Genomic DNA, 25,584 nt, shown 5'->3' with positions numbered 1-25,584 from the left:
GGCTGCCACGTCGCCGCCGCGCCCACAGCGCCGCAGGACGACCGTACCCAGAAATTCTTACACTGGAAGAGTTTTCGCCACCCGGTTCCTGGCGAGGGCCGCGATGAAGCCGCCGACGAAGGCGTCGCCAAGTCCGATCGTCGTCGGGGTCCGCGTCGTCAGGACGAGAGCCGGCCGGCAGGCGAGCCACGTGCCGAACCGGCGCTCGAGCTCGCCGGCGAAGGCCACGCCACGCACCGGGGGTTCCATCGCGGCGGTGCGGGCGTAGTCCTCGGCCGTCTGGCCGTCGCCCACGAGATACCGCGTGCTCGCCATCAGGATGCCGCCGCGGACCGCCTCGGCGAGCTCCTGGGCGCGTTCACCCAGCGCCAGCGCCCAGTACTTCGTGTGGATGACGAGGCTGCGCGCCGGGATCAGTGCCCTGATGTCGTGCAGCGCTCCCTCGACCGCGTCCACGTCCAGGAGGTCGAAGCGGTGGCCGAGGTAGGCGAACAGCTCGTCCTCGTTGAGCGAGTACACGCTGACGGCAGGGGCCATCACCTCGCGTACGCGGCGGCTGAACGCCGGCTCGTGGTAACCGGCGTCCTCGAAGATCGAGACGCCGCCGGCCGGGAGCGTGCCGAGCAGCCGCTCGGTGTGCCGGAGGCGGTCCTCGAGCAGCGCCTCGTCCTGGATCGTGTTGAACCCCGACACGAGGAAGACCCGGGCCTGCGGCACGAGCGTGTCGAGCTCGTCGCTCAGCACGAGCTCCCGGTTGGGCTCGTCGTTGACGTAGATCAGGCGGTTCGGGTGCTCGGTGACGATCTCGGTGTCCCCCACCCGGATCCTCGCACCCGCCGGGTACTGCACGATCAGGTGCGGGTCGGTCGAGTCCTCGTCGGCGCTGCACACGTACGAGACGCCGTCGGGCAGCAGCCGGCGCACGTGGTCGTCGATGCTGACCAGATGCACGAGCGAGTCGACGCCGAGCGAGCGCATGGCGATCGCCGCACGCACGCAGGTGCCGCCCAGCGTGATCCGGGTATCGAACCGGGCGGCGAACGCGTCGAGGATCTCGGGACTCGCGACGAACCGCTCCCCGCCGACGCCGTCGCGCAGGTAGCCGAGGATCGAGACGACCAGGCTGCGCTCGTCGACCACGGGGATCGCGGGATCCAGCTCACCGGCCGCGATCCCCTGCTCGGCCGCGATCGACTCGAGCAGGCGGGAGTCCCAGGTGAGCTCGTAGTCGACCGTCCCGCCGAGCCCCAGCACCATCGAGGTACGCATGAACGACTCTCTCAGTAGAGCGCGGCCTTGCCCGCGGCGTCGAAGAGGTGGATCTTCTGGGCGGCGGTGACCTTCAGGGCGGCGATGGGCCCGGGCTGGATCACGTTGGGCTCACGAAGCTTGCGGTCGGTACCGAGCACCTCGCGCAGGCGCTCGTGGTAGGCGACCTTGATGTCGCTCGAGATGTTGATCTTGTTGACGCCGAGCTTGACCGACTGGCCGATCTCCTCGTCAGGGTTCGACGAGCCGCCGTGCAGCACCAGGGGGATGCCGACGAGGCCCTTGATCTCACGCAGCAGGTCGAGCTTGAGCTCGGGGCTCTTCTGTGCCGGGTAGAGCCCGTGCGACGTGCCGATCGCCACGGCGAGGCTGTCGACGCCGGTCTCCTGCACGAAGCGCAGGGCGTCCGCGGGGTCGGTGTAGGCGATCTCGGCGGCACCCGCCTCGCCGTAGCTGTCATTGGCGCCGATCGTGCCGAGCTCGCCCTCGACCGAGACGTCCACGACGTGCGCGGTGTCGACGACCTTCCTGGTCAGCGCCACGTTCTCCTCGAACGGCAGCAGCGAGGCGTCGATCATCACCGACGTGAACCCGGCCCGGATCGCGACCAGCATCTGCTCGTAGGTACCGCCGTGGTCCCAGTGGATGACGACGGGCACCGACGAGCGGTGCGCACGGGCGCGGATGGCCTGGATGAGGTCCGTCGTCACATGGCTCACCTCGTCGGGGTGGATCGCGATGATGACGGGAGCCTCGAGCTCCTCGCTCACGTCCATGATGCCGGTGAACATGGCCCAGTCGCTGATGTTGAACGCCGGGACCGCGAAGCTGTTCGCGTTGGCGACGTCGAGCAGGGCTTTGCCGTTGATGAGCACTGTGTGTTCTCCGATGCTTGTGTGCGGTGGTAGGTCGGGCAGTCAGCTCTTCACCGAACCGGACGTGAGTCCGCTGATGAAGAAGCGCTGGAAGAAGAGGAAGAGGACGAGCACCGGGACGGATCCGAGGATGCTCATCGCCATGAGCTCGTTCCACTCGTACGAGTGCTGTCCCATGAGGAGCTGGATGCCGATCGGGACCGTGCGCATGTCCTGGGTGCGGGTCAGTGTGAGCGCGAAGAGGTACTCGTTCCACGCGATCATGAACGTGTAGACACCGACCGACACGATGCCGGGCACCGAGACCGGGACGAGCACGCGCCAGAGCGCGGTCAACGACCCGGCGCCGTCCATCCGGACGGCCTCGTCGAGCTCCTTGGGAAGCGTGTTGAGATAGCCGGTCATCATGACGATCGCGTACGGGAGCGTGAAGACCATGTACGTGAGGATCAGCCCGGGATACGTGTTGTAGAGGCCGAGCGCGACCATGAGCCCGAAGTACGGGATCAGCAGCGTGATCGGCGGGACCGCCTGCACGCTGACGATCACCATGTTGATGACCCGCTTGCCGGGGAAGTCGAACCGGCTGAACGCGTAGGCGGCGTGGATCGCCACCAGCAGCGTCAGCACGGTGACCGAGATCGACACCACATAGCTGTTGACGAAGAAGCGCACCTTCTCGGGGTCGCCGAAGATCGCGGCGTAGGCGTCGAAGGAGAAGCTGCCGGTGATCAGGCGGGGCGGGAGCTCGAAGATCTCGGTGTTGGACTTGAACGAGCTCGCGAGCATCCACAGTACGGGTGCCGCGGCGAAGATCGCCCCGAGCACGAGACCGATGATGACGCCGACCCGCTGGCGAGAGCGCCGGCGTGCTGTCCCGGACATGGTCATGATCAGTCCTCCGCCTTCTGGTGACGCACGTAGAAGAACGCGAGCACCATCGACATGAGCAGCACCAGCACCGCGCTCGTCGAGGCGAGCGAGAACTCGTAGCGGCTGAACGCCAGCTTGTAGGTGTAGGTGCTGAGCATCTCGGTCACGTTGACGGGACCGCCGCCGGTCGTCATCCAGATCAGCGCGAACTGCTGCGAGGTCCAGATGAGGTCCAGCAGCGTCAGGCTGATGATGATCGGCCTGAGCTGAGGGATCGTCACGTTCCAGAACCGCTGCCAGGCGTTCGCGCCGTCCACCGTCGCCGCCTCGTGGAGCTGGGCCGGAACACCCTGGAGGCCCGCGAGCAGACTCACCATGAAGAACGGGTAGCCGGCCCAGATGTTGATGAACGTGACCGTGCCGAGCGCGAGGGCCGGCGAGGCCAGCCACTCGACATCGGTGCTCAGCAGGTAGTTGATGACACCGTTGGGCGCGAGCAGCATCCGCCACAGCACCGCGATCACTGCTGCCGTGAACAGCCACGGCAGGATGTACAGGGCGCGGAAGACCGCGCGTGGGACGCTGCCGATGAGCGGGCTGTTGAGCAGCATCGCGAAGCAGAGGCCGATCAGGAGGTGCGCCGCGACGCTGACCACCGTGAAGAAGAGGGTGTTCCCGGTCGCGGTCAGGAACGCGCCGTCGGTGAGGACCGTGACGAAGTTGTCGAGGCCGACGAACTCCGGGGTCGCGTTCAGGATCACGTTGTCCATGACCGAGTAGCCCACGACGAGGACGACCGGGATGATCATCAGCACGAACATGAGGGCGAGGGTCGGTACCAGGAAGCCGTACGGCTCGACCGTCCGGCCCAACGGCCTACGCCTGCGGGGTGGCTCGGTGGGTGCGTCCGGCGGGGCGGGCGCGACGATCACGTCTTGCATCTTCTCGCTGCTCCTCCTGTGCGGTGCCGTGCCGCGGTCGATGCCGCGGCACGGCATGAGATCGTCGGCACCTAGAACTCCGCTTCCCAGGCCGCCTGTGTCTTGTCCAGCGTCTCGTCGACCGTCTGGCCGCCGTCCAGGAGCACCTGGAGCTGCTCACCGAACAGACGCATGAGCTGCTCGGCGACGGGCAGTCCCGTGAACTCGTTGGCGGGGTAGCCCGCCTTGTAGATCTCGAACGCGTCAGCGAAGAGCTCGTCGTCGGCCACGAAGTCGGGCGTCGAGTTCTTGTTGCCCGGGAAGGCGTTCGCGATCGAGGACAGCTCGGAATTGGTCTCCTGGCTCATCAGGAACTCGACCAGCTTGAAGGCCTCTTCCGGGTGCTCCGAGCTCTCGGCGACCCCGATGCCCCAGGACGCGTACGGGATACCGCGCTCACCCTCGTAGCCGTCCTCGGCGGGGATCGCCGAGACCGAGAACTCGAGGTCAGGATTGGCGTCGCGGATCAGGTTGATGTGCGCCAGCGAGTCGATCATCATGCCGACGCGGCCGTTGGTGAACTCCTCGACCTTGTCCTGTTCCTTCATCGTGAACGAGCCGGGAGCGATCACGCCGTCGTCCCACAGGCCCTGCACGTACTCGACCGTCGACCTGACGTCGTCGTTCGTGACGTCGGGCTGCCCGTCAGCGAGCATCGTGCCGCCGGAGGCCCAGGTCCACGACATGACGTCGTTCTGGACACCGTTGGGGGTCTCGAGCGAGAGCGGGAGGATCCAGCCGCTCGTGTCGTCGCCGAGCGCGGTGACCGCCGCTGCGGCGTCGGCGAACTCCGTGCGGTTCGTCGGCGGGGCGTCCACCCCGGCGTCCGCCAGGAGGGTGTCGTTCGTGAACATGGGGTAGACGAAGTTGACGACGGGGATCATGTAGGTGGACCCGTCGACCTGGACCTGGCTGGCCAGCTCGCTGTCGTCGTACCCGGCCTCGTCCATGAGTGCGGTCAGGTCCGTGATCACGCCCTGCGACGCGAAGTCGCTGACCCAGGCCCCGTCGAGGCCGACGACGTCGGGCATCGTGCCGGAGGCAGCACCGGCGAAGAGCTGCTCCTTGGTGGCGGCGTACGGACCGCTGATCAGCTCGACCGTGATGCCGGGGTTCTGCTGCTCGAACTCGTCCATCAGTGCCCGGAACTCGCCATCGGGCAGCTCGGGCTCCCACCACTGGGCGAACTCGATCGTGACGTCGCCGCCGGAGTCGCCACCGCTCCCGCCGGTACCGCACCCGGCGGCGGCGAGCAGGCCGAAGGCGGCGGCGCTGGCACCCGCGACCCGGACGACGCGTCGCCTGACTTGAGCTTCGTTGCTCATCTCACTCCTCTTTCTGGTCCGTGCAGTTCTGCGCTGTTCTTTGCGCGTTCCTGCTGCTTTTTCGACAGTAGACCTCGCAGAAGTGAAGGTCAAGCCCCGGCGCGCATCAGCCTCTTCTCGGTAGAGAGCGGCCCAGGTACAGCATTTTCACCCACCTCCGACGGTGCTGTTTCCTGCGTCCTAGGTCGCTTCGGGATGCCGTCATATGCTAGAAATTCTTGCATGAGCACCAGCGACGACGGAGGAGAGCGGGCACGTCAGCTGCCCGCCGGGCGGCGCGCCGCACTCGCCGAGTACGTCGGCCGGCACGGCCAGGTCACCGTCGCGCAGCTCGCCGAGCGCTTCGACGTGTCGATCGACACCGTGCGCCGCGACCTCGACCAGCTGGACACCGAAGGTCTGCTGATCCGCACCCACGGCGGAGCGGTGAGCGTGTCGTCCACGGCGCCGAAGGACAGCGGTCTCGATGTCCGGCTGCGCATGCAGGTCGAGGAGAAGGAGGCGATCGCGCGTCGTGCGGTGGAGATCGTCTCGGACGGGTCGGTGGTGATGCTCAACGGCGGCACCACGAACCTGGCGGTCGCCCGCAACCTGCGCAACCACCGTGACCTGACGATCGCTACCAACAACCTCCGGATACCCGCGGAGACCCCGCCGGAGGCGTACCGCGACCTGTACGTGTTCGGCGGGTCGGTGCGGTCGATCACGCAGACGACCACGGGCCCCGTGAGCTTCCAGGTCGACGGCAAGGGCGAGCAGATCGCCGTGCAGGCCGACCTCGCCCTGATCGCGGTGGGCGCCGTGTCGGCCACGGGGTACTCGACGAGCAACCTCGGAGACGCCGCGATGATGGCGTCCATGATGGACCATGCGAGCCAGGTCGCCGTCCTCGCCGACTCGACCAAGCTCGGGCGACGGCTGTTCGCCACGGTCGCGGAGCTCGGCCGCGCCGACTACTTCGTCTGCGACACCCGGCCGCCGGACGACATCGCCGACGCACTCACGGCGAGCGGGGTGGAGATCCTCACGCCGTGACGGGGCGCGACGCCGTGGCCTCCAGCCACCACGCCAGCCGGCCGCGCCCGTCCAGACGAGCCGACCTGTCGCGCCCTGCGCGGTCGAGATTCGTCTCCGCGCCCAGCAGCGGCTCGACGCCGATCGAGCGGTAGGGGCTCCCCTCGGGCCAGCCGCCGAGGTTGCGCCAGACGACGAGCGAGAGCGGGGCCGAGCCGGGCGTGCCCCAGCGCAGGCTCAGGCGGTCGGCGCCGTCCACGACGTCGACCCGGTCGGTCGCCACGACGGCGCACCGGGCGGTGCCGTCGTCGGGCCCCAGGGCGTCGAGCGGCACTCCCCCGCCGTCGGGCCAGGTCGTGGCGGTCGTGGCACCCGGTTCGGGCCACTCGACCACGAGCACGTCCGGGCGCCCGGGGACCTCCAGGCGCGCGTCCGGGCCGACGTCGAGGAGCATGTGCACGGCGTGCAGCACGCCGGCACCGGGCCGGCCGTCGACCGTGTAGTCGGCGCGGACCACACCGTCGTGCGTGGTGAGCCGGCGGGTCAGGGTCAGGGCACCCGCACGGGCCCGTGCCACGCCCGGCGCGCCGGTGGTCCAGGGCCGCGACCAGACCTCGCCGTGGTCGCTCGGACCGTTGATCGTGGGGAAGCACTCCTCGGCGCCGCCCGCGTCCACGAACGGGTCGCCGGGCGCCACCGCGACCCGGTCCGCCGCGGGGACGCGGGGGTTGCGCCAGAGCCACTCGCGCTCCGGGGTCGCCAACGAGGTCCAGCGGCCGCCGAGCGCGGGGTCCGTGCGGACGGTGAGCGGGCGGGCGGCGGGCACGCTCACAGCCGGTCCAGGACGACGACGTCGCAGTCCCGCCAGGTCCACGGCACGACCAGGCCGTCGGTCGCCAGCTCCTTGCCCGTGCGGATCTCGTCGGTGCCCCGCACGCGGTAGCGGGCATCCGGGTCGAGGTCGCCGAGGTGGACCGTGAGCGGGGCGTCCCCGGCGCGGCGCCAGGCCAGCACGACCACGGCGTCCTCCCCGGTGTACTGGACCGCGCACGCGGCGTCGGCCGGTGCGCCGTGCCGCCGGGTCAGCCCCGTGTGCACCACCGGCCGGATCTCGCGGTACAGCCCGACGAACGACGCCGCTCGCCTGCGGGTGGCGTCGTCCCAGGGCAGCAGGTCCGCGCCGATGCCGAGCACCCCGGCCATCGCCACCACGAACCGGAACTCCAGGCTCGCCGGCGCGCTCTCCCGGTCGGGGTCGAGCAGGTCGGGCAGGTCGGTGACCCAGGAGCTCATGGTCCAGGCCGGCAGCACGCCCAGGAACCCGTGCTGGATCGCGAGCCGGTCGCGCGGCCCGGTCTCGTCGCTGGGCCAGACCACGTCCGTCCGGGCGAGCACGGCGTGGTCGATGCGCCCGCCGCCGCCCGCGCACGCCTCGACCGTCACACGCGGGAACTCGGCGCGCAGGGCGTCGAGGATCCGGTGGTACGCGTGGGTGTGGCGCCAGGACCAGTCGTCGCCCGCCGGGGACGTGCGGCCGCCGTCGGCGATGGAGCGGTTCATGTCCCACTTGAGGTAGGTGATGTCCGTGCTGGTCAGCAGGCGGCGCAGCGTGCCCAGCACCCACTCCTCGACCTCGGGCAGGCCCAGGTTGAGCACGTACTGGTGGCGCAGCGTCTCCAGCGGGCGGCCCGCGACGTGGTGCGCCCAGTCGGGGTGCGCGCGGTACAGGTCGCTGTCCGGGCTCACCGCCTCCGGCTCGACCCAGAGGCCGAACCGCATGCCGAGCCGCGTCACGCCGTCGGCCAGCGGGCCGAGGCCACCGGGGATGCGGTCGGTGTCGGCCTCCCAGTCGCCCAGTGCGGCGCGGTCGCTCGTGCGGCCGCGGAACCAGCCGTCGTCCACCACGAAGACCTCGGCGCCCACCTCGGCGGCGGCCTCGGCGAGGCGGAGCTGGTGCTCCACGCGGACGTCGAACGTGGTGGCGAACCACGAGTTGTAGACCACGGGCCGGTGCTCGGGGGCCCGGGTGCGGGCCAGCGTCGCCTGGTAGGCGTGCCAGGCCTGGGCCAGGTCGTCGGCGTCGCCCTCGACCCGGACTCCCGCGAGGACCGGGGTGGTCAGGGCGTCGCCGGGTGCCAGGGTGAGGATGCCGGACTCGTCGTCGGGGCCCGCGGAGACCCGGACGTGACCGGCGAAGGGGACGGCGTCGAGCGCCATGCGCCACGAGCCGCTCCAGGCGAGCGCGACGCCGTACCGGACGCCGTCGGCCCCGGCGGGGACCACGGTCACCACCGGCGCGTACGTGTGGCTCGTGATGCCCTGGCGGCTGCCGATGCTCAGCGTGCCCGCCCCCAGCGACGCCGCGAACGGCGTGAGCTCGCGTGACCACGCGCCGCCCAGCAGGGCGACGTCCGCCCCGCCCGACGTCGGCACGGTGAACGCCCCGCCCCAGCCGCGGAGCAGCTCGATCGGCTGCCCGGCGTGGTTGCGCAGCTCGGCCCACTTCTCCACGACGTCGTGCACGGGGTGGGTGCGCAGGTGCAGGGTCACGGCCAGGCCGAGCGCCTCGTCGGCGAGCGGGCAGGCCAGGTGGGTGCCGCCTTCGTCGCCCTGGGTCAGGACGACCTCGCCGGTCAGGGCGAGGCGCGCGCCACGGACGCCGTCCGCACGGCGGACCACCAGCTCGGCGCCGTGCACGTTGCGGGTGCCGAGCGCGGTGGCCTCCAGCGGGAGCAGGTCGAGGTCGGCCTCGAAGGAGGACGTCGCCGCCACGGGCGGCACGGCCTCGGCCGCTGCCGGTCCCCAGCCGACGGCGACCAGCCCGGCCCCGCGCGGGGCCTCGGCCACGACGTACTGACCCGTGCGGGTCGGGAGGGTCCAGGTCACTTGTTGGCTCCCACGAGAAGTCCGGACACGAACTGCTTCTGGAACAGGAAGAACACGATGGCCGTCGGCACGGCCGCGACCAACGATCCTGCCGCGACCACGTTCCACGCGCTCGAGAAGCCGCCCTGGAGGTTGAGCAGGGCGGCCGTGATCGGGAACTTCGCCTCCGTGCGCAGCACCGTCATCGCCCAGATCAGGTCGTTGAAGATCCAGGTGGTGGCCAGCGCCGCGAGGGCCGCCAGCGACGGCCGCGACAGGGGCAGCACGATGCGCCAGAAGATGCCGCCGGGGCCGGCGCCGTCGAGCCGGGCGGCCTCGAAGACCTCGTTCGGCAGGCCGCGCATGAAGCCGTGCAGCACGAAGGTGTAGAAGCCGATGCCGAACCCGACCTGCACCACGACCAGCGCGGTCAGCGTGTCGCCGATGCCCAGGGCGGCGGTGATGGACGCGACCGGGACCAGCAGGATCTGCGGGGGCAGGAGGTTCCCGGCGAGCATGGTGAGCAGGATGGTGCGGCGCCCGGGGATGTCGAACCGGCTCAGGGCGTAGGCGGCGAAGGACGACAGGGCGAGCGAGGCGACGACGGCGCACACGGTGACGAGCACACTGTTGCCGAGCGAGCGCAGCACGCCGCCCTGGGTCAGCGCCGTGGCGAAGCCGTCGAGACTGAACGTGGCCGGGAACGCGCCCAGGCCGCGGCCCGCGATGTCGTCGTAGGAGCGGACGGCGACGAACAGCACGAACACGATGGGGCTGAGCCACAGCAGCGTGACCGGGAGCATCGCGACGTGCAGCCATGGCGAGCGCGCGGGCCGGGGCTTGCGCAGCCGGGGGGCGGGCCGGTCGCGGACCGCTGCGGGCGTGCCGGAGGCGGGTGGGGCGAGTGCTGACATGTCAGTCCTCCGTCCGGGCCTGGCGGGCGAGGTAGGTGATGATGAAGCCGATCGCCAGGGCGAAGATGACCACGGCGATGGCGGAGGCGTAGCCGAGGTTCCCCGTGGTGAACGCCTGCTGGAACATGTAGGTGCTCAGGAGCTGGGTCTCGTTGTAGGGCCCGCCGCGGGTCATCGCCCAGACGATGTCGAAGGTGCGCAGCGAGTCGATGACCGTGACGGCGAAGACCACCATGTTCACGCCGCGCAGCTGCGGCATGACGATGCGCCAGAACCGCTGCCACGCGTTCGCGCCGTCGACGGCGGCGGCCTCCTCCAGGGTGCCGTCGGTGCCCTTGAGGCCGGCCAGGTACAGCACCATGATGTAGCCGACCTGGCGCCAGACGGCGGCGATGAGCACGGCCCAGAGGGCCACGGCGGGGTCGGCGAGCCACTGGCGTTCCAGGTGCTCCAGCCCCAGCAGCCCCAGCGTGCCGTTGATGGGCCCGTCGGGCGCGTACATGACGCGCCAGAACAGGCCGCTGACGGCGAGCGAGACGACCATCGGCAGGTAGATGGCGCTGCGGTAGAGGCTCACCATGGGTCCGGGCTTGTTCAGGGTGACGGCGAGGGCCAGGCCGCCCACCACGGACAGGCCGCCGAACCCGAGCACCCAGATCACGTTGTTGCGCAGGGCGGTCAGGAAGATCGGGTCGGCGGCCAGGTCGCGGAAGTTCTGCAGGCCCACGGGCTCGGCCAGGCCGATGCCGTCCCAGCGGGTCAGGGCGAGCGAGAACGAGTTGGCCGCGGGCCAGAACACCCAGAACAGCTCGATCGCGAGCGGGACCAGCAGGAACGCCCAGACGAGCAGCGGGACGCGGGCGAGTCTCGCGCTCACGACGCGAAGACCCCCTCGGCCGCCCGCTGCCACTCGTCGAGCACGCTCTTCATGGAGTCGGGCTCGGCGAGGAACTTGGTCAGGGCGGTGTCGGCGGTGGCCTGCAGGGCGTCGGAGGAGTCCCGGTTGAAGAACTGGGTGATCTCCTCGGTGCTGTTCAGCAGCTCGATGCCCTTCTGCACCAGCGGGCTGAACGAGGACGTGTCGACGTCGGGCGAGGTGGGCAGGTTGGACGACTTGGACTGCTCGATGTACTGCTGCTGCGACTCGGCGGAGGCGAGGTAGCTCAGCAGGTCCAGCGCGCCCTGGTGGTTGTCGCTCCGCGCGGCGGCGAAGAACCCGTCGGTCGGGGCCTCCTCCGCCGTGGGCACCGAGTCGTTGATGACCGGCACGGAGAAGAAGTCGAGGTCGTCGCGCTGGTCCTCGGGGAAGTAGCCGGAGACGAACGCGCCGACGAGGTACATCGCCGACTTGTCCTGGGCGACCGGCGTCGCGGCGTCCTGCGCGGTGTAGGACGCCGCGTTCTTGTCGAAGTACGGGATGAGCCGCTTGTACTCCTCCATGACGGCCACCACCTCGGGGTCGTTGAAGGCATGCTCCCCGGCCAGGAGCTCCCGGTGGTACTGGGCGCCGTTGATCCGCAGGTCCAGGTAGTCGAACCAGCCGGACGCCATCCACGGCGTGGACGACAGGCCGTTGGTCAGCGGCACGATGCCCTGGCCGCTCAGGTTCTCGCACAGCGCGTGGAACTCGTCCCACGAGGTGGGCGGCTCGACGCCCCACTTCTCGAACGCCGACTTCTTGTAGAACACGCTCCACCAGTAGTAGCTGGTCGGCACGAAGATCTGCTTGCCCGCCGTGTCGGACGACAGGCTGCGCAGCGCGTCGGAGAAGCCCGCGCACGCGCCGTCGCCCTCCCAGAGGGACGAGACGTCGAGCAGCAGCCCCTCCTCGGCGTAGGACCGGGCCACGGACCCGGCGTACCAGCTCAGCACCTCGGGCGAGTCGCCGGACCGCAGGTAGTTCGTGAGCTGCGCCCGGAACTGCTCGGTGGCCACCGAGTTCATCGTCACGTCGCCGCCGGGGTAGGCCTTGACCAGGGCTTCCAGGGCGGCCTTGGGGTCGGCGTCCTGGATGGAGTTCTGCAGGGTGACCAGGCCGGAGCTCGCGCCGCCCCCGCCCCCGCCGCTGCCGCCCGACGTGGTTCCCACGCACGCGGCCAGCAGGCTCGCCGCACCCAGCGTCATGCCGCCCGCGAGGAGCTCGCGGCGGGTGATCGTTCGCTTGGACATCGTTGTTCCTCCTTCGTGCACCCTCGTTGGCGCACCTGGTACCTCTGGCGATCACGGGCGCGGATCGGTCCGCGCCCGTCAGATTCCCGGGGCCTGCTGCACAGCCTCCCCGACGACGGCGGCAGGCCCGTGCAGCAACGCCTCTCCCCGGCGCGCGACGGCGTGCCGCAGATCGGCCGCGTGGCGGGACGCCGCGAGCTCCGGCCGGCGCAGCAGCGCGTCGGCCGTGGCGGCGTCGTCGGCCAGCAGGGCGAGCTGGGCGTCGAGGAAGAGCACGCGCCGGTCGCGCACGCGCAGCGGGTCCTCCTCGAAGAGCAGCAGGTCGGGCAGCGACGTGGCGAAGTAGTCCACGCGCGGCACCTCGACGGCGAACCGGTCGCGGTAGGCGCGCAGCGCGGCCGTCAGCGTGTCCGCGGCGGCGGCGTCCCCGGTGCGGCGCAGCGCGAGGACGGTCCAGAACGTCTGCTCGCCGTGCTCCTGCGTGCTCATCTCGACGAAGTCTCCCCGCTGGGCGGCGGCGGTGCGCCAGGCGGCGGTGGCTTCGTCCGCGGCGCCGGCCGCCGCCAGGGCGTCGCCCAGCAGCAGGTGCAGGGTGGCCGTGCTGGCCAGCGGATGGCGGGCCTCGCCCAGGTTCGACGGCGGGGTCAGGGCCGAGCGCAGGTGGGCGACGGCGTCGTCGGCGCGGCCGGCCGCGAGCGCGTCGAGCGCGCGGTGGGTCTGCCCGCGGTCCCAGGCCAGGAGCGCCTGCCCCTCGCCGCCCTCCCACGGGTGCAGCCGACGGCCGCCGAGGATCGTCAGGGCTTCCTCCGCGCGGCCCGCGGTGACCATGAGGTGCAGGGCCTCGACGGCGAGGTCGTCGCGGTCGAGGGCGCCGCCCCCAGCAGGCGCATGGTCGTTCCCCAGGAGGTTGGCCAGCCGGGCCGCCGGAGTCTGTCCGGTCAGCGCCGCGAGCTGGTCGCTCTCGTACCGCAGCCGTGCGTCCTCCGGCGCGACGGCGCACGCCTGGTCGTAGGCGGCGGCCGCGGCGGCCAGGTCGCGCTCGTGGTTGACGGCGGCCAGGCCGATGTTGCGCCAGGCCACGACGTCGGACGGGTCCAGGGCGACGGCGGACCGCCACAGCGCCAGGGCGTCGGCGCGGCGCCCGGCGGCATAGGTCCAGTGCCCCAGGAGGGACCGGGCGCGGGCGTCGGCGGGGTCGGCGTCGGCGGCCTCGCGCAGCACCGCGACGTCCGCGAGGCGGCCGGGGAAGCACCAGGTCGCGTCCAGGGTCCGGGCACGAGCCCGCTCCGCGCCGGCCTCGGCCGCGCGACCGGCGAGCCGCAGCACGTGCGCGCGGTGGTAGGCGAGCAGGGGGCGGACGGCGGTCTGCCCGGCCGGCCGGTGGTCCTCGCGGGTCTCGGCCTCGTCGAGGCAGGCGAGGGCGGCGTCGTGCTCCCCCACCCCCGCGAGCTCGATCGCGACGTCGAGCAGGGTCTGGGCGTCGTCGCTGGCCGGCAGGCCCGCCAGGTGGCGCAGCCAGGCGTCGAGCGGGTCGAGCACGCGGGCCGCCGTGAGCGCCGATGCCGCCGCGGCGTGCTGCCCCAGCCGCTCGTGGCAGACAACGCTCAGGGCGAGCGCCTGGAGGTGGTCGGGCTCGGTGCGGCGCACGTCGTCGAGCCGTGCCAGCGCACCGACGTGGCGGCCGGCGCGCGCGTCCAGGCGCGCCATGCGGTAGCCCGCCGGGGCGCGCCAGGCGCGCGACCAGGCGGCCTGCGCATAGGCGTCGTAGGCGCCCGCGTCGTCGCCCAGCTGCTCGCGCACCAGGCCGAGCAGGTAGAGCGCCGTCGTGTCGCGGGGGCTGCGGTGCAGCCGGGTCAGCCGCGCGACGGCACGCTCCAGTAGCTCGCGGGCCCGCTCGGACTCGCCCGCCGCGTAGGCGCGGCGAGCGAGGCCCACCAGGCTGTCGACGTGCCCGGGGTCGCGGCGCAGGGCCTCGTGCCAGTACGGCTCGGGGGCGCGCGTGGCGTGCCGGTACAGGTCGAGGTGCGTGGCGACGAGGGCGAGCTCCTCGACCGTGCCGACCTCGTCGGGGGCCGGCGGCTCCTCCGCCGGGGCGGGCTCGGGAGCCGGAGCCGCGGGGGCGGGCTCGGTCCAGGTGACCAGGGTCCGGTCGCCGTGGGTCACGGTGACGGTGAGCGGCCCCGTCCCCTCGGGGACGTCGTGCTCCAGGAGTGCGGGGCGCGTCGGGTCGGCGTCGACCACGTCGGTGGCGAGCACCACGCCGGCCGCCGTGAGCGTCACCGTCAGATCGTCCAGGGCGCGCGGCACGACGACGCCGAGGCGCGCCGCCGTCCCGCCGTCCGGCCGGTCGAGCCGGACCGCGGCGTCCAGCGTGGCCCGGTCCACCGGGCCGACGTCGCGCACCGGGTACCAGAACTGGGAGAACACCTTGGTCTCGCCCGGGGCGAGGTAGGCGAAGTCGGGCTGGTTGTCCGTGAACACCCCGGCCATGAGCTCCACGTAGTGGGATCCGTCGTCGGCCAGGTTCGCGTCCCAGGCATGGCCGAACGGGGCGTTGCCCCAGGTCCACTGCTTCTTGCCCGGCGAGATCGCGCGGTCGGCCACGTGCACGAACCCGAGGCCCGACGCGTGGTCGTACCCGCCGAAGAACTCCTCGTCGCTGCCCAGGCACATGTACGACGTCGGCACCGGGATGTTGCGGTACCAGTCGAGCCGGTCGCCGCCCTCGCTCGCGAGCGCCGGGTAGTCGACGCCGTAGTAGGGGCGGTCGGCGCGCGGGAACGCCGTGATCGCGCGGCGCGCGTGGTCGGCCACGTACGTCACGTCGTGCGGGAAGAACGACTGGTAGTGGTCGTCGACCTTGGCGGCCACGTTGGCCCACCAGAGGAACGACTGCGGCAGCTCGCTGCGGTTGTAGAGCCGCACCGTCAGCTCCAGGACGGCGCTGCCGGGGCGCAACCGCACGCCGTGCATGCCCTTCATCCGGGTGAACGGGTCGTGGTCGGAGCACCAGACGACGACGGCGCCGTCGGGCTCCTCCTCGATCTCGACGTCCACCGGGAGGTAGGTGGCCGGGCGGTGGTGCTGCGGCCAGTTGAGCTCCACCCCGCCGGCCACCCACGGACCCGCCAGGCCGACCAGCGCCGGCTTGATGACGGGGTTGGTCCAGAAGAGGTCCCGGCCGCTGCCACGCTCGCGGGCCACGTGGATGCGCCCGCCCAGCTCCGGCAGCACCACGACGCGGAGCCACTCGTTCTCCAGGTGCACGGCGCGCCACTCGCGCGGGTGGGGCTCGTCGGCGATCTGGTGGTGGAACGGGAGGGGGTACACGCGGCCGGACGACCCCTGGTAGACGCGCCGGTCCAGGTATGCCGGGAACCGGTCGGGCGGCAGGGGTTCGTAGGTGGTCAGGGTGAGCGGCGCCTCCCAGGCGGCCGCGGCCCGGCCGGCCAGGTCGGCGGGCCGGTCGGGCAGGTCGAGCACGGACTCCACATCGAGCATGGTTCCGACGCTACGAACCCGTCCGGTGCGCCGGGAAGCGACGGATCGACGCACTTGCCTGGACGATCCGACGATTCCCGCGGGTGCTGACACCGGCCCCGGCCCGGCGCTACCCTCCGGAGATGCGCATCCGTGACGGGTTCCCCGGGCAGCGCCTGCGGGTGCTGCCGTCCGCAGTGGTGCGGGCGGCGTCCCAGGCCGGTCCCGCGTCGCGTCTGCTGGTCACCGACGCGGGCTACTTCCCGCATGCCGCGAACCACGGCCGGGTGCGTGCGCGGGGCGCCGTCGGCACCATCGTGATCGTGTCCGCCGCAGGGCGCGGGTGGTGCCGCACCCCCGGCGGCCTGCACCGCATCGACGCTGCTCAGGCACTCGTCATCCCCGCCGGCGTGCCTCACGAGTACTGGGCGGACGACGACGATCCATGGACGATCTGGTGGATGCACGCGCGCGGCCCGGACGTGGGCGAGTTCGAGCGCGACCTGGCCCGGCACGCGGGTCCCGACGACGTCGCCGTGGTCGAGGTGCACGACCAGGTCCGCGTCCTGGCCGACCTCGAACGCGTCGTCGACGCCCTGGAGGCCGACGAGACCTACCCCAGCCTGCTGCGCTGCGCCGGCGCGGGCTGGTCGGTGCTCGCCCAGATCGGGGCCGACGCCGCCGCGGGCAGCCCGGTGCGCGGCGAGCCGGTGCGCGCCGCCCAGGAGTACCTGCGCACGCACCTGGACGCCGTGGTCGAGGTGGCGGCGCTCGCGCGGCGGTTCGGCCTGAGCACGTCGCACTTCTCGGCGCGGTTCCGGGCGGCGACCGGCGGTGGCGTGGTCGAGTACGTCAAGCGGCTGCGGATGGCCCGGGCGTGCGAGCTGCTCATCACGACGGAGCTGCCGGTGGCCGACATCGCACGCTCGGTGGGCTACCCGGACCCGTTCTACTTCTCCCGGCAGTTCCGCACCGTGCACGCGTGCAGCCCGACAGCGTTCCGGCAAGGCGCCCACGACCGCTGAGGCCGGTGCCGGGGAGGCGGGCGCCGGTCGGTCGGCAGGATCCGCCCGGCGCGTCGGATCGTCCAGGCGGGTACGTCGTCCTCTGCATTCCCCGGGACCGGGGCCGGCGGAATGCTGGGCGGGTTCCTCCCCTCGGCCCCGGCCGAGCCGACGACGACGTCAGGAGACCCATGTTCACCGTACGGACCTGGGTGGCGCGAGCGAGCGCCGCCCTGCTCACCACGGCGCTGGCCGCGGCCGGGCCGGCGGGCGCCGCCTTCGCCGCCCCGGCCGTGCCCGCCGGACCTGCGGCGCCCGCCCCGGCGCCCGGTCCCAGCCCCACGCCCTACCAGGGCTGGAACACCTACTACGGCCTCGGTGGCGACTTCACGGCCGACGAGGTGCTGGACGTGGCCGACTTCCTGGTGTCGTCCGGCCTCGCGGAGGCGGGCTACGACATCGTGTGGCTCGACGGCGGCTGGCAGGCCGACGTGCCGCGCGGCGCCGACGGCCGCCTCCAGGGCGACCCGGCCCGGTTCCCCGACGGCATGGCGGCGCTGGCCGACGAGATCCACGACCGCGGCCTGCGCGCCGGCATCTACACCGACGCCGGCCCGTACATCCCGGGCACGTGCGGGCTGGGCAGCGGCGGCCACTACCAGACCGACGCCGACACCTTCGCCGAGTGGGGGTACGACGCCGTCAAGGTCGACTTCCTGTGCGGCATCACCGCCGACCTGGACCCGCAGGAGGCGTTCACCGAGTTCGCGGAGGCGCTGCGGAACAACAGCTCCGGCCGGTCGATGATCTTCAACCTCTGCAACCCCGTGACGTCGCCCGACTGGGGCGACTACCCGGAGGAGCAGCAGTCGACCTGGTCGTGGACCTACGCACCCGAGATCGCGGAGTCGTGGCGCACCTACACCGACGTCGGGTTCGTGGGGCAGATCCAGTTCAAGGACGTGCTGCGCAACTTCGACGCGAACGCCCGGCACCCCGAGGTCGCGGGGCCGGGACACTTCAGCGACCCGGACTACCTGGGCCCGGAGCTCGGCATGACCACCGAGGAGTTCCGCACCCAGATGTCGCTCTGGACCGTCGCGGCCGCGCCGCTGGTCATCTCCAGCGACCCACGCACGCTGAGCCGGGAGTCCCTGGACATCCTGCTCGACGACGACGTGCTGGCGATCGACCAGGACCCGCTCGGCGTCCAGGGCACCCGGGTGGGCCCGGCCGGCACCACGGAGACCTGGGCCAAGCCGCTGGCGGACGGCTCCGTCGCGGTCGCGCTGCTGAACCGCGGCGACCGGGCCGCCGAGGTGGCCACGACCGCCCGTGACCTGGGGCTGCGCGGCCGAGCGTTCGAGGTGCTGGACACCTGGACGGACGCCCGCACGCAGTCCGCCGGCACGATCCGGGCCGCGGTGCCCGCGCACGGCGCGGCGCTGCTGCGTGTCACGCCGTCCCGGGCCGACGGCGCCCCGCGGCTGGTCGCCGCGCCGCCGGTCTTCACGGCCGTGGGAGCCGACGACATCACGCCGACCACCGACGCGCTGGCCGCCGCCGGCGACCGGCTGACCACCCAGGTGACGCTGCACAACGACGGCAGCACCCCGGTACGCGACCCGCGCGTCGTGCTCGACGCGCCCGAGGGCTGGACGGCGCGCCCGTCCGGCGGCACCCCGCGGACCGTCCGGCCGGGTACCTCGGCCACGGTGTCCTTCACCCTGACCGTCCCGGCCGGCACCGCCACCGGCGGCTACGACGTCGCGGCGTCCGTCTCGTCTGCCGGCGGCCCGGCCGTGACGACGCCGCCGGCCCGGGTGACCGTCGCGCCCTCGGCACCCTCGGGTGGCGACGTGGTGCTCTCGCGGCACCCGTGGGTGAGTGCGAGCAGCGGCTGGATGGAACCCACCGTGGACCAGAGCGTCGGTGGTGGCTCACCCCTGACGGTCGCCGGCGTCGTGCACCCGGCCGGGATCGGCGTCGCGAGCCCGTCCACGGTCCGGTACTACCTCGGCGCCGCGTGCACCGCGCTGACCGGCAGCGTCGGCATCGACGACGTCGTCGGCACGGTCGGCCCGGAGGGCGGCACGGCGACGTTCGACGTCGTCGGCGACGGCGCGACCCTCTGGAGCAGCGGCACGGTGGAACGGGGCGCGGCGGTCGCGTTCGACGTGGACGTCACGGGGGTCCGCGACCTGTCGCTCCGGGTGGGCGACGCGGGCGACGGCGGCTACAACGACCGCGCCGACTGGCTCTCCCCGACCCTCACCTGCTGACCCCGTTGAGTGCTGGATATTCGCCCTCTTGGCACAGCGAAAAGGGCGAATATTCAGCACTCGACGGTCAGGGCTGGGCGTCCGACAGGAGTTCCGTCAGGTGCGGGGCCGGTGAGTTGCGGTCCGGGGTCGTGACCAGCGAGACGATCCAGTCCCCGGCGCCGTCCGCCGCCACCGGGACCGCCACCAGGCGGGCGGCCTGCGGCTTGGCCGCGACGTGCCGCGGCACGACGGCGACGCCGAGGCCGCGGTCGACCAGGTCCAGCAGCGTGTGCACGTCGTTGACCGTGAACCGCACGCGGCGGCGCACACCCCGCGCGGTGAACGCGTCGTCGTTGAGCTGGCGGATCGCCCACGACGGGTGGAAGTCGATGAAGCTCTCGCCGCCGAGGTCGGCCCGGTCCACGGCCGCGCGGGCGGCCAGCGGGTGGTCGGGCGGGCACAGGAGCACCACCGGCTCCTGACCGAGCACGGTGCGCGGCAGCACGCCCACGTGATCGGCCGTCGCGACGAACGCCGCGTCGAGGTCGCCGTCGCGCACCCCGGCCAGCAGCTCGTGCGAACCCGCCTGCTGGAACGCGATCTCCACGCGCGGGTAGCGCCGGTGGAAGCGTTCCAGCAGCGTGGCGACGTCGACGACGCCGAGGCACTGCTCCGCGCCCACCCGCAGCGTGCCCGCGAGCTCGCGCGAGACCTGGACCACCGCGTCGCGCGCCTCCGTCGCAGAGGAGAGCATGGAACGGGCGAACGGCAGGAGCGCCAGACCCGCCTCGGTGGGCTCGACCCGGCGGGTGGTCCTGGTGAACAGCTTGGTGCCCAGCTCGACCTCGAGGTTGCGGATGGCGGCCGACAGGCCGGACTGGGAGACGCCGGTGAGCTCGGCGGCCCGGGTGAACTGCCGTTCGTCCGCGAGGGCCACGAGGTATTCCATCTGACGCAGTTCCATTGAGCACTACCAGTTCTAGGAATGATGATCCACAGTTGTTGGACTTCTAGGTTACGGCTTCCTAGTCTCAGGTCCGAACACGTCGCGAACAAGGAGAGAACTCATGCAGCTCCGCACCATCGGCGGCCGTTCCGTCTCCGCGATCGGCCTCGGCGGCATGCCGATGTCGATCGAGGGCCGGCCGGACCGCGACCGTTCGATCGCCACGATCCACGCCGCCCTCGACGCCGGCGTGACCCTGATCGACACCGCGGACGCCTACCACCTGCACGCCGACGAGGTGGGGCACAACGAGGCGCTCATCGCCGAGGCCCTGCGGTCCTACGGCGGCGACACCTCGGACGTCCTGGTCGCCACCAAGGGCGGCCACCTGCGGCCCGGGGACGGGTCCTGGACCAAGGACGGCCGGCCCGAGTACCTCAAGGAGGCCGCGAAGGCGTCGGCCAAGCGGCTCGGGGTCGAGGCCATCGGCCTGTACCAGTTCCACCGCCCCGACCCGGCCGTACCCTACGGCGACTCCGTGGGCGCCATCCGTGACCTGCTCGACGAGGGCGTCATCGAGCTGGCCGGCATCTCGAACGCGAACCCCGACCAGATCCGCGAGGCCAACGAGATCCTGGGCGGCCGCCTGGTGTCCGTGCAGAACCAGTTCTCGCCGCGCTTCCGCTCCTCGCTGCCGGAGCTGGAGCTGTGCGCCGAGCTGGGCATCGCGTTCCTGCCGTGGAGCCCGCTCGGCGGCAGCTCGCTGGCCCGCTCGGGCGAGCTCGGCACCGAGTACTCGGCGTTCCAGGAGATCGCGGACGCGCACGGCGTCTCGCCGTTCCGAGTGACGCTCGCCTGGGAGCTGGCGCTGGCGCCCGTCGTCGTGCCGATCCCCGGGGCGTCGCGCCCGGAGAGCATCCGCGACTCCGCGCAGGCACCCGACCTGACCCTCACGGCGGACGAGGTCGCCCGCCTGTCGGCAGCCTGAGCCCCACCGCACCCACCACAGGAGAGAACCCGTGAAGACCTTCACCCTGCCCGGGACGGACCTCACCGTCCCGAACGTCGTGCTCGGCCTCATGCGCATCCAGGAGAAGACCGACGAGGAGGTGCGCACCCTGGTCAAGACGGCCCGGGACGCCGGCATCTCGTTCTTCGACCACGCCGACGTGTACGGCTCCGGCCCGCACGGCTGCGAGAAGCGGTTCGCCGAGGCCATGCAGCTCACGCCGTCCGAGCGCGAGCAGATCGTGCTGCAGACCAAGGCCGGCATCGTGCGCGAGGGGCCGTACTTCGACTACTCGTACGAGCACCTCGTCGAGTCGGTGAACGGCTCGCTGGCCGCGCTGGGTACCGACTACATCGACATCCTGCTGCTGCACCGCCCGGACGCCCTCGTGGAGCCGGACGAGGTGGCGCGGGCCTTCGACGACCTGTCGGCCGCGGGCAAGGTGCGCGCGTTCGGCGTCTCGAACCACACGCCCGGCCAGATCGAGCTGCTGCGCAAGTCCGTGACGCAGCCCCTGGTGGCCAACCAGCTCCAGCTCTCGGTGACCCACGCGCCCCTGGTGGCGCAGGGCGTGGCCGCGAACATGCAGGGGCTGGACCAGTCGATCAGCCGGGACTCCGGCACGCTCGACTACTGCCGCCTGCACGACATCACCGTGCAGGCCTGGTCCCCGTTCCAGGCCGGCTTCTTCAACGGCACCTTCCTGGGCTCGCCGGACTACCCGGAGCTGAACGCCGTGATCGACCGGCTGGCCCAGAAGTACGACGTGCCGGCCATCGCGATCGCCACCGCGTGGATCACGCGCCACCCCGCGCAGATGCAGGTGGTGCTCGGCACGACCAACCCGGAGCGGGTCGCGGGTGCCGCACTCGGGTCGGAGGTGCCTCTGACGCGTGCCGAGTGGTACGAGATGTTCCGGACGGCGGGGTACACGGTTCCCTGACGCGTGCGGGCGGTGCGGCCTTGCGGTGCGGCCGTGCGAGCGGTCCGGGCGAGCGGTCCGGGAGAGCGGTCCGGGCGAGCGGGCGGTCCGGCCACGCTGCCGACGACGAGACAGCCGCCCCCGAACCTGCCCCGCGGGGGTGTGTTGCGCTCCGTAGACAACGTCTACTGTGTGCGACACACCCCCCGCAGGGCAGGTTCCTCCGGGGTTGTGTTGCGCTCCGTAGACAACGTCTACTGTGTGCAACACACCCCCGAAGCGCAGGTTCCTCCGGGGTTGTGTTGCGCTCCGTAGACAACGTCTACTGTGTGCAACACACCTCCGCGGGGCAGGTTCTTCCGGAACGCTCCCGCCGGCCCGAACCCGGACCCAACCCGACCCGACCCGGACCCGGACCAGGCCGGGCCGACGCCGTCAGGGCCTGACGTTGTGGTTCGACGCGAAGAGGTTGCCCGGGTCGAACTCCCGCTTCACCTCGCGCAGCCGGGCGAGCGTCGCCTCCGGGTAGGCGTTGCGGACGTCCTCCTCCGTGGCGGCCCCCATGAAGTTCACGTAGCCGCGGCCGGCGACGCCGAGCGCCGACGCCGCCGACGCCACCCACTCCTGGGTCGCGGGCAGCGCCTCGGCCGCCGGCGCGCTCCCGCCCACCGTCACCATGAAGGCCGGGTCGCGGTGCGCGAAAGCCGTCGCCGCCGGGTCGACCCGGCCGATCGCGCCACCCATGGGCCGGATGTTCACCGCGGCCGGACCGGCCGCCCCGGACACGGCCTCGATCGCGGCGGCGGCCCAGTCCTCGTCAGGCGCCCAGACACCCCGGCCGAGGAACCCGGTCCGCGCGTCGCCGACACCGCCGGCCGGCGGGCCGCCCGCGCCCTCGAACATGGCGGCGTACGGCAGCTCGCGGACGCCGTCGAGCACCGGGCCGAGCGCACGCAGCGGCGCGAGCGCCTCGTCCGCCGCCGCGGACGTGCCCGAGTGGACCAGCAGCGCCATGAGCACCGGCGTGCCGTGCAGCTCGGCGGGGATCATCGGCGCGGGCGGGGCGACCATCACGTTGATCATGCCCGCGAACTCCTCCGGGCCCTCGGCGAAGGCACGCAGGATGGTGGCCAGCCCGGCCGGCGTCGGCTCCCACATCATCATGCCGCCCGTGACGGTACCGACCTCCCGCAGCCGCAGGTCCAGCCGCGTCACGACGCCGAAGTTGCCGCCGCCACCACGCAGCGCCCAGTACAGGTCCGGGTTCTCGTCCGGACCGGCCTCCACCACCTGGCCGTCCGCGAGCACCACCTGTGCGCCCAGGAGGTTGTCGAGCGTGAGGCCGTCGCGCCGGCTGAGGTAGCCGATCCCGCCGCCGAGCGTGATGCCGCCGACGCCGACGGTCGCGGTGTCGCCGAACCCCGTGGCCAGGCCCTGGGCACCGGCCGCCGCCGTGTAGGCACCCGCGAGCACCCCGCCCTGCGCACGGCCGACGCCGGCCGCGGCATCGATCTCGACGCCGTCCAGGAGCCGGAGGTCGAGCACGAGGCCGCCGTCGACCAGGGCGTGCCGGGCCTGGTGGTGGCCGCCGGCGCGCACCGCGAGCGGCAGCCCCGCATCGCGGGCGACGGCCAGCGCCGTGCCGACCTCCGCGGTGCTGCGCACGCGCGCGATCGCCGCCGGGATCCGGGGCGGACCGCCCACGAACACGGTCGCCGCCTCGGCGAACCCGGCCGCCGCCGGGGTGAGCAGGCGGTCGCCGAGAGCGGCCGCGAGCGGGGCGAGGGCGCGCTCCAGCGCCTCGGGAGAACGTGGTGCGGTGGTGCCGGTGGTGCTGTCGTGCGTGGACATCTCAGGGCCTCCGGGGGGTCGGGTACTGCCTCGAGCAACGTTAGACATCTAAGGATTAGGCGTCAACGCATTTCGGCGTGGGGCGAACTACGCTGCCTCCATGGCACCGAACGGGCGGCCCGACGGCCAGTCAGACGCGACCGACCACCCGGCGACCGGGCCGACACCCGTCGCGGTCGCCATGTGGCAGTCCGTGCAGCGCGTGATGCGCGCGTTCGACGCGCTCCTGTCCGAGCAGGGCGGGAGCTGGCAGGTCTGGCACATCCTGCTCGCCCTGCACCAGGGCACGCCCGCCACCCAGCGCGAGCTCGCGCGCGCCGTGGGCATCCGCGAGGCGACCATGACGCACCACCTGCGCTCCATGGAGGACCGCGGGCTGATCGCCCGCACCCGGGACGCGTCGAACCGCCGGGTGCAGCGCATCGAGGTCACCGAGTCCGGCGAGGCGCTCTACCGCCGGCTCAAGTCCGCGGCCATCACCTTCGACCGCACGCTGCGGGACGCGATCGGCGGCCGCGAGGGGGACGTCGACGCGTTCTTCGGCACGCTCTGCCGGCTCGCCGACTCCGTGCCGGACGACGGCCGCGGCGTCGTGCCGGAGGGCATCCCCGGCAACCGGAGCGCCTGACCCGGCACGACCCGCGGCCGGGTCGAGATCCTGGTCGCGGCCTCTAGGCCGACGTCGGCAGCGTGAGGATCTCCGCGCCGTCCGGCGTGATCGCGATCGTGTGCTCGCTGTGCGCGGTGCGGCAGCCGGTCGCGCTGCGCAGGGTCCAGCCGTCGGCGTCGACCACGAGCTCGTCGGTGTCGGCCATGACCCAGGGCTCCAGCGCCAGCAGGAGGCCGGGGCGCAGCCGGTACCCGCGGCCGGGCCGCCCGGTGTTCGAGACGTGCGGGTCCTGGTGCATCGTCGAACCGATGCCGTGCCCGCCGAACTCCGTGTTGATCGGATAGCCCGCCCCGCCCAGGACGGTGCCGATGGCGTGCGAGACGTCGCCGAGCCGGGCGCCGGGCCCCGCGGCGGCGATCCCAGCGGCCAGGGCCCGCTCGGTCACGTCGATCAGCGCGACGCTCTCCGAGGGCCGCCCGTCACCCACCACGAAGCTCACGGCGGAGTCGGCGGCGATGCCATCGAGCAGCACGGCCAGGTCGAGGGTCAGCAGGTCACCGTCCGCGAGCGCGTAGTCGTGGGGCATCCCGTGCAGCACCGCGTCGTTCACCGCGGTGCAGACGTAGTGGCCGAACGGGCCGCGCCCGAACGACGGCGCGTAGTCGACGTAGCAGGACTGCGCACCCGCCTCCTCGATCAGCTCCCGGGTCCACCGGTCGAGGTCCAGCAGGTTGGTGCCGACCACGCTCCGGCTGCGCAGCGTCCGCAGGATGTCCGCGACCAGGGCGCCGGTGGCGCGCGCCCGGGTCAGCTCGGCGGGGTTCAGGATCTCGATCATGGGGGCCTTTCCTCGGCACGTCCGACTGCGTTCCCAATAACTATACCGGCCATGTCATACCGGTACTACTATCGGGGCCATGGTCAGGTTGCCGCTCACCCCCGCCGAGGTCGAACGCGGGCAGCGCCTCGGCGCCCGCCTGCGCCGCGCCCGGGGAGACCGCCCGATGCTCGACGTCGCGCTCGCGGCCGGCGTCTCGCCGGAGACGCTCCGGAAGATCGAGACGGGCCGCATCGCCACACCGGCCTTCCCGACCATCGCGGCCATCGCCGACGTCCTGGGCCTGTCGCTCGACGATCTGTGGTCCGAGGTGAACCAGCCCGCCCGCGAGCCGCTCGCCTCGTGACCCCCGGGGCTCCCGCGGGAATAGGAGATG

Annotated in this window: 21 protein-coding genes; 7 read left to right on the top strand and 14 right to left on the bottom strand. The window is 72.4% G+C overall.

What is annotated here, in order from left to right:
- Positions 1-57: 57 nt before the first annotated feature.
- The 5 genes from ACO229_RS02090 to ACO229_RS02070 all read right to left on the bottom strand — a co-directional run bounded on the left by ACO229_RS02090 (position 58) and on the right by ACO229_RS02070 (position 5,322).
- Positions 58-1,269, bottom strand: coding sequence for an ADP-dependent glucokinase/phosphofructokinase (locus tag ACO229_RS02090; protein ID WP_423463572.1), 1,212 nt, complete (start codon positions 1,267-1,269; stop codon positions 58-60).
- Positions 1,270-1,280: 11 nt separating this feature from the next.
- Positions 1,281-2,144, bottom strand: coding sequence for a ketose-bisphosphate aldolase (locus ACO229_RS02085; RefSeq protein ID WP_423463571.1), 864 nt, complete (start codon positions 2,142-2,144; stop codon positions 1,281-1,283).
- A 42-nt stretch (positions 2,145-2,186) separates the two neighbouring features.
- Entirely contained in the window at positions 2,187-3,035 is an 849-nt protein-coding gene (locus ACO229_RS02080) for a carbohydrate ABC transporter permease (RefSeq protein ID WP_423463570.1), read from the bottom strand.
- Between the two features lie 2 nt (positions 3,036-3,037).
- On the bottom strand, positions 3,038-3,958 hold the full coding sequence (locus tag ACO229_RS02075; RefSeq protein WP_423463569.1) for a carbohydrate ABC transporter permease: 921 nt from the start codon (positions 3,956-3,958) through the stop codon (positions 3,038-3,040).
- A gap of 71 nt (positions 3,959-4,029) precedes the next feature.
- Positions 4,030-5,322 carry an ABC transporter substrate-binding protein gene (locus tag ACO229_RS02070; RefSeq protein ID WP_423463568.1) on the bottom strand — a complete coding sequence of 431 codons (1,293 nt, stop codon included), beginning with the start codon at positions 5,320-5,322 and terminating at the stop codon, positions 4,030-4,032.
- Positions 5,323-5,544: 222 nt separating this feature from the next.
- On the opposite strand from ACO229_RS02070, the gene ACO229_RS02065 reads away from it, so the two are divergent.
- Entirely contained in the window at positions 5,545-6,357 is an 813-nt protein-coding gene (locus tag ACO229_RS02065; protein ID WP_397410969.1) for a DeoR/GlpR family DNA-binding transcription regulator, read from the top strand.
- Here the strand turns inward: ACO229_RS02065 and ACO229_RS02060 are convergent.
- The 6 genes from ACO229_RS02060 to ACO229_RS02035 form a co-directional block, all read right to left on the bottom strand.
- Positions 6,347-7,168, bottom strand: a complete 822-nt coding sequence (locus tag ACO229_RS02060) for a hypothetical protein (RefSeq protein ID WP_423463567.1) — start codon at positions 7,166-7,168, stop codon at positions 6,347-6,349. The two genes, ACO229_RS02065 and ACO229_RS02060, sit on opposite strands and share 11 nt — an antisense overlap.
- Positions 7,165-9,222 (bottom strand): alpha-galactosidase, encoded by a 2,058-nt coding sequence (locus ACO229_RS02055; RefSeq protein WP_423463566.1) that lies wholly within the window; start codon positions 9,220-9,222, stop codon positions 7,165-7,167. The genes ACO229_RS02060 and ACO229_RS02055 overlap by 4 nt, the downstream gene beginning before the upstream one ends.
- Positions 9,219-10,115: a carbohydrate ABC transporter permease gene (locus tag ACO229_RS02050; RefSeq protein ID WP_423463565.1), complete on the bottom strand. Its 897-nt coding sequence runs from the start codon at positions 10,113-10,115 to the stop codon at positions 9,219-9,221. Before ACO229_RS02050 ends, ACO229_RS02055 begins: the two co-directional genes overlap by 4 nt.
- Before the next feature lies 1 nt (position 10,116).
- On the bottom strand, positions 10,117-10,992 hold the full coding sequence (locus ACO229_RS02045; protein ID WP_397433847.1) for a carbohydrate ABC transporter permease: 876 nt from the start codon (positions 10,990-10,992) through the stop codon (positions 10,117-10,119).
- On the bottom strand, positions 10,989-12,284 hold the full coding sequence (locus ACO229_RS02040) for an ABC transporter substrate-binding protein (protein ID WP_397433848.1): 1,296 nt from the start codon (positions 12,282-12,284) through the stop codon (positions 10,989-10,991). The genes ACO229_RS02045 and ACO229_RS02040 overlap by 4 nt, the downstream gene beginning before the upstream one ends.
- Before the next feature lie 78 nt (positions 12,285-12,362).
- On the bottom strand, positions 12,363-15,785 hold the full coding sequence (locus ACO229_RS02035) for a DUF5107 domain-containing protein (RefSeq protein WP_423463564.1): 3,423 nt from the start codon (positions 15,783-15,785) through the stop codon (positions 12,363-12,365).
- Positions 15,786-15,907: 122 nt separating this feature from the next.
- Between ACO229_RS02035 and ACO229_RS02030 the strand changes: the two genes are divergently transcribed.
- Together ACO229_RS02030 and ACO229_RS02025 are read left to right on the top strand one after the other, a co-directional pair.
- The gene (locus ACO229_RS02030) at positions 15,908-16,789 is read left to right on the top strand and encodes a helix-turn-helix domain-containing protein (RefSeq protein WP_397410983.1); all 882 of its coding nucleotides are present in this window, start codon (positions 15,908-15,910) and stop codon (positions 16,787-16,789) included.
- A gap of 170 nt (positions 16,790-16,959) precedes the next feature.
- Positions 16,960-19,050 (top strand): NPCBM/NEW2 domain-containing protein, encoded by a 2,091-nt coding sequence (locus ACO229_RS02025; RefSeq protein WP_423463563.1) that lies wholly within the window; start codon positions 16,960-16,962, stop codon positions 19,048-19,050.
- Positions 19,051-19,117: 67 nt separating this feature from the next.
- Here ACO229_RS02025 and ACO229_RS02020 read toward each other — a convergent pair whose 3' ends face one another.
- Positions 19,118-19,981, bottom strand: a complete 864-nt coding sequence (locus ACO229_RS02020) for a LysR family transcriptional regulator (protein WP_423463562.1) — start codon at positions 19,979-19,981, stop codon at positions 19,118-19,120.
- 118 nt (positions 19,982-20,099) lie between these two features.
- On the opposite strand from ACO229_RS02020, the gene ACO229_RS02015 reads away from it, so the two are divergent.
- The gene (locus tag ACO229_RS02015) at positions 20,100-20,966 is read left to right on the top strand and encodes an aldo/keto reductase (protein ID WP_423463561.1); all 867 of its coding nucleotides are present in this window, start codon (positions 20,100-20,102) and stop codon (positions 20,964-20,966) included.
- Positions 20,967-20,997: 31 nt separating this feature from the next.
- A complete protein-coding gene (locus ACO229_RS02010) occupies positions 20,998-21,930 on the top strand; it encodes an aldo/keto reductase (RefSeq protein WP_397410992.1) in 933 nt (310 codons plus the stop codon).
- A gap of 414 nt (positions 21,931-22,344) precedes the next feature.
- Here the strand turns inward: ACO229_RS02010 and ACO229_RS02005 are convergent, their stop codons facing one another.
- Positions 22,345-23,760: an FAD-binding oxidoreductase gene (locus tag ACO229_RS02005; protein ID WP_423463560.1), complete on the bottom strand. Its 1,416-nt coding sequence runs from the start codon at positions 23,758-23,760 to the stop codon at positions 22,345-22,347.
- Positions 23,761-23,860: 100 nt separating this feature from the next.
- Between ACO229_RS02005 and ACO229_RS02000 the strand changes: the two genes are divergently transcribed.
- Positions 23,861-24,388: a MarR family winged helix-turn-helix transcriptional regulator gene (locus ACO229_RS02000; RefSeq protein WP_423463559.1), complete on the top strand. Its 528-nt coding sequence runs from the start codon at positions 23,861-23,863 to the stop codon at positions 24,386-24,388.
- 43 nt (positions 24,389-24,431) lie between these two features.
- On the opposite strand, the gene map is transcribed toward ACO229_RS02000, so the two are convergent.
- Entirely contained in the window at positions 24,432-25,208 is a 777-nt protein-coding gene (gene map, locus ACO229_RS01995; RefSeq protein ID WP_423463558.1) for a type I methionyl aminopeptidase, read from the bottom strand.
- A gap of 79 nt (positions 25,209-25,287) precedes the next feature.
- On the opposite strand from map, the gene ACO229_RS01990 reads away from it, so the two are divergent.
- A complete protein-coding gene (locus tag ACO229_RS01990; protein ID WP_423463557.1) occupies positions 25,288-25,554 on the top strand; it encodes a helix-turn-helix domain-containing protein in 267 nt (88 codons plus the stop codon).
- Positions 25,555-25,584: the final 30 nt, after the last annotated feature.

This window comes from Promicromonospora sp. MS192 (genome assembly GCF_049532985.1).
GTDB lineage: Bacteria > Actinomycetota > Actinomycetes > Actinomycetales > Cellulomonadaceae > Promicromonospora.
Note: the sequence above shows the minus strand (reverse complement) of the source record. Positions and strands in the feature narration are given on the sequence as shown.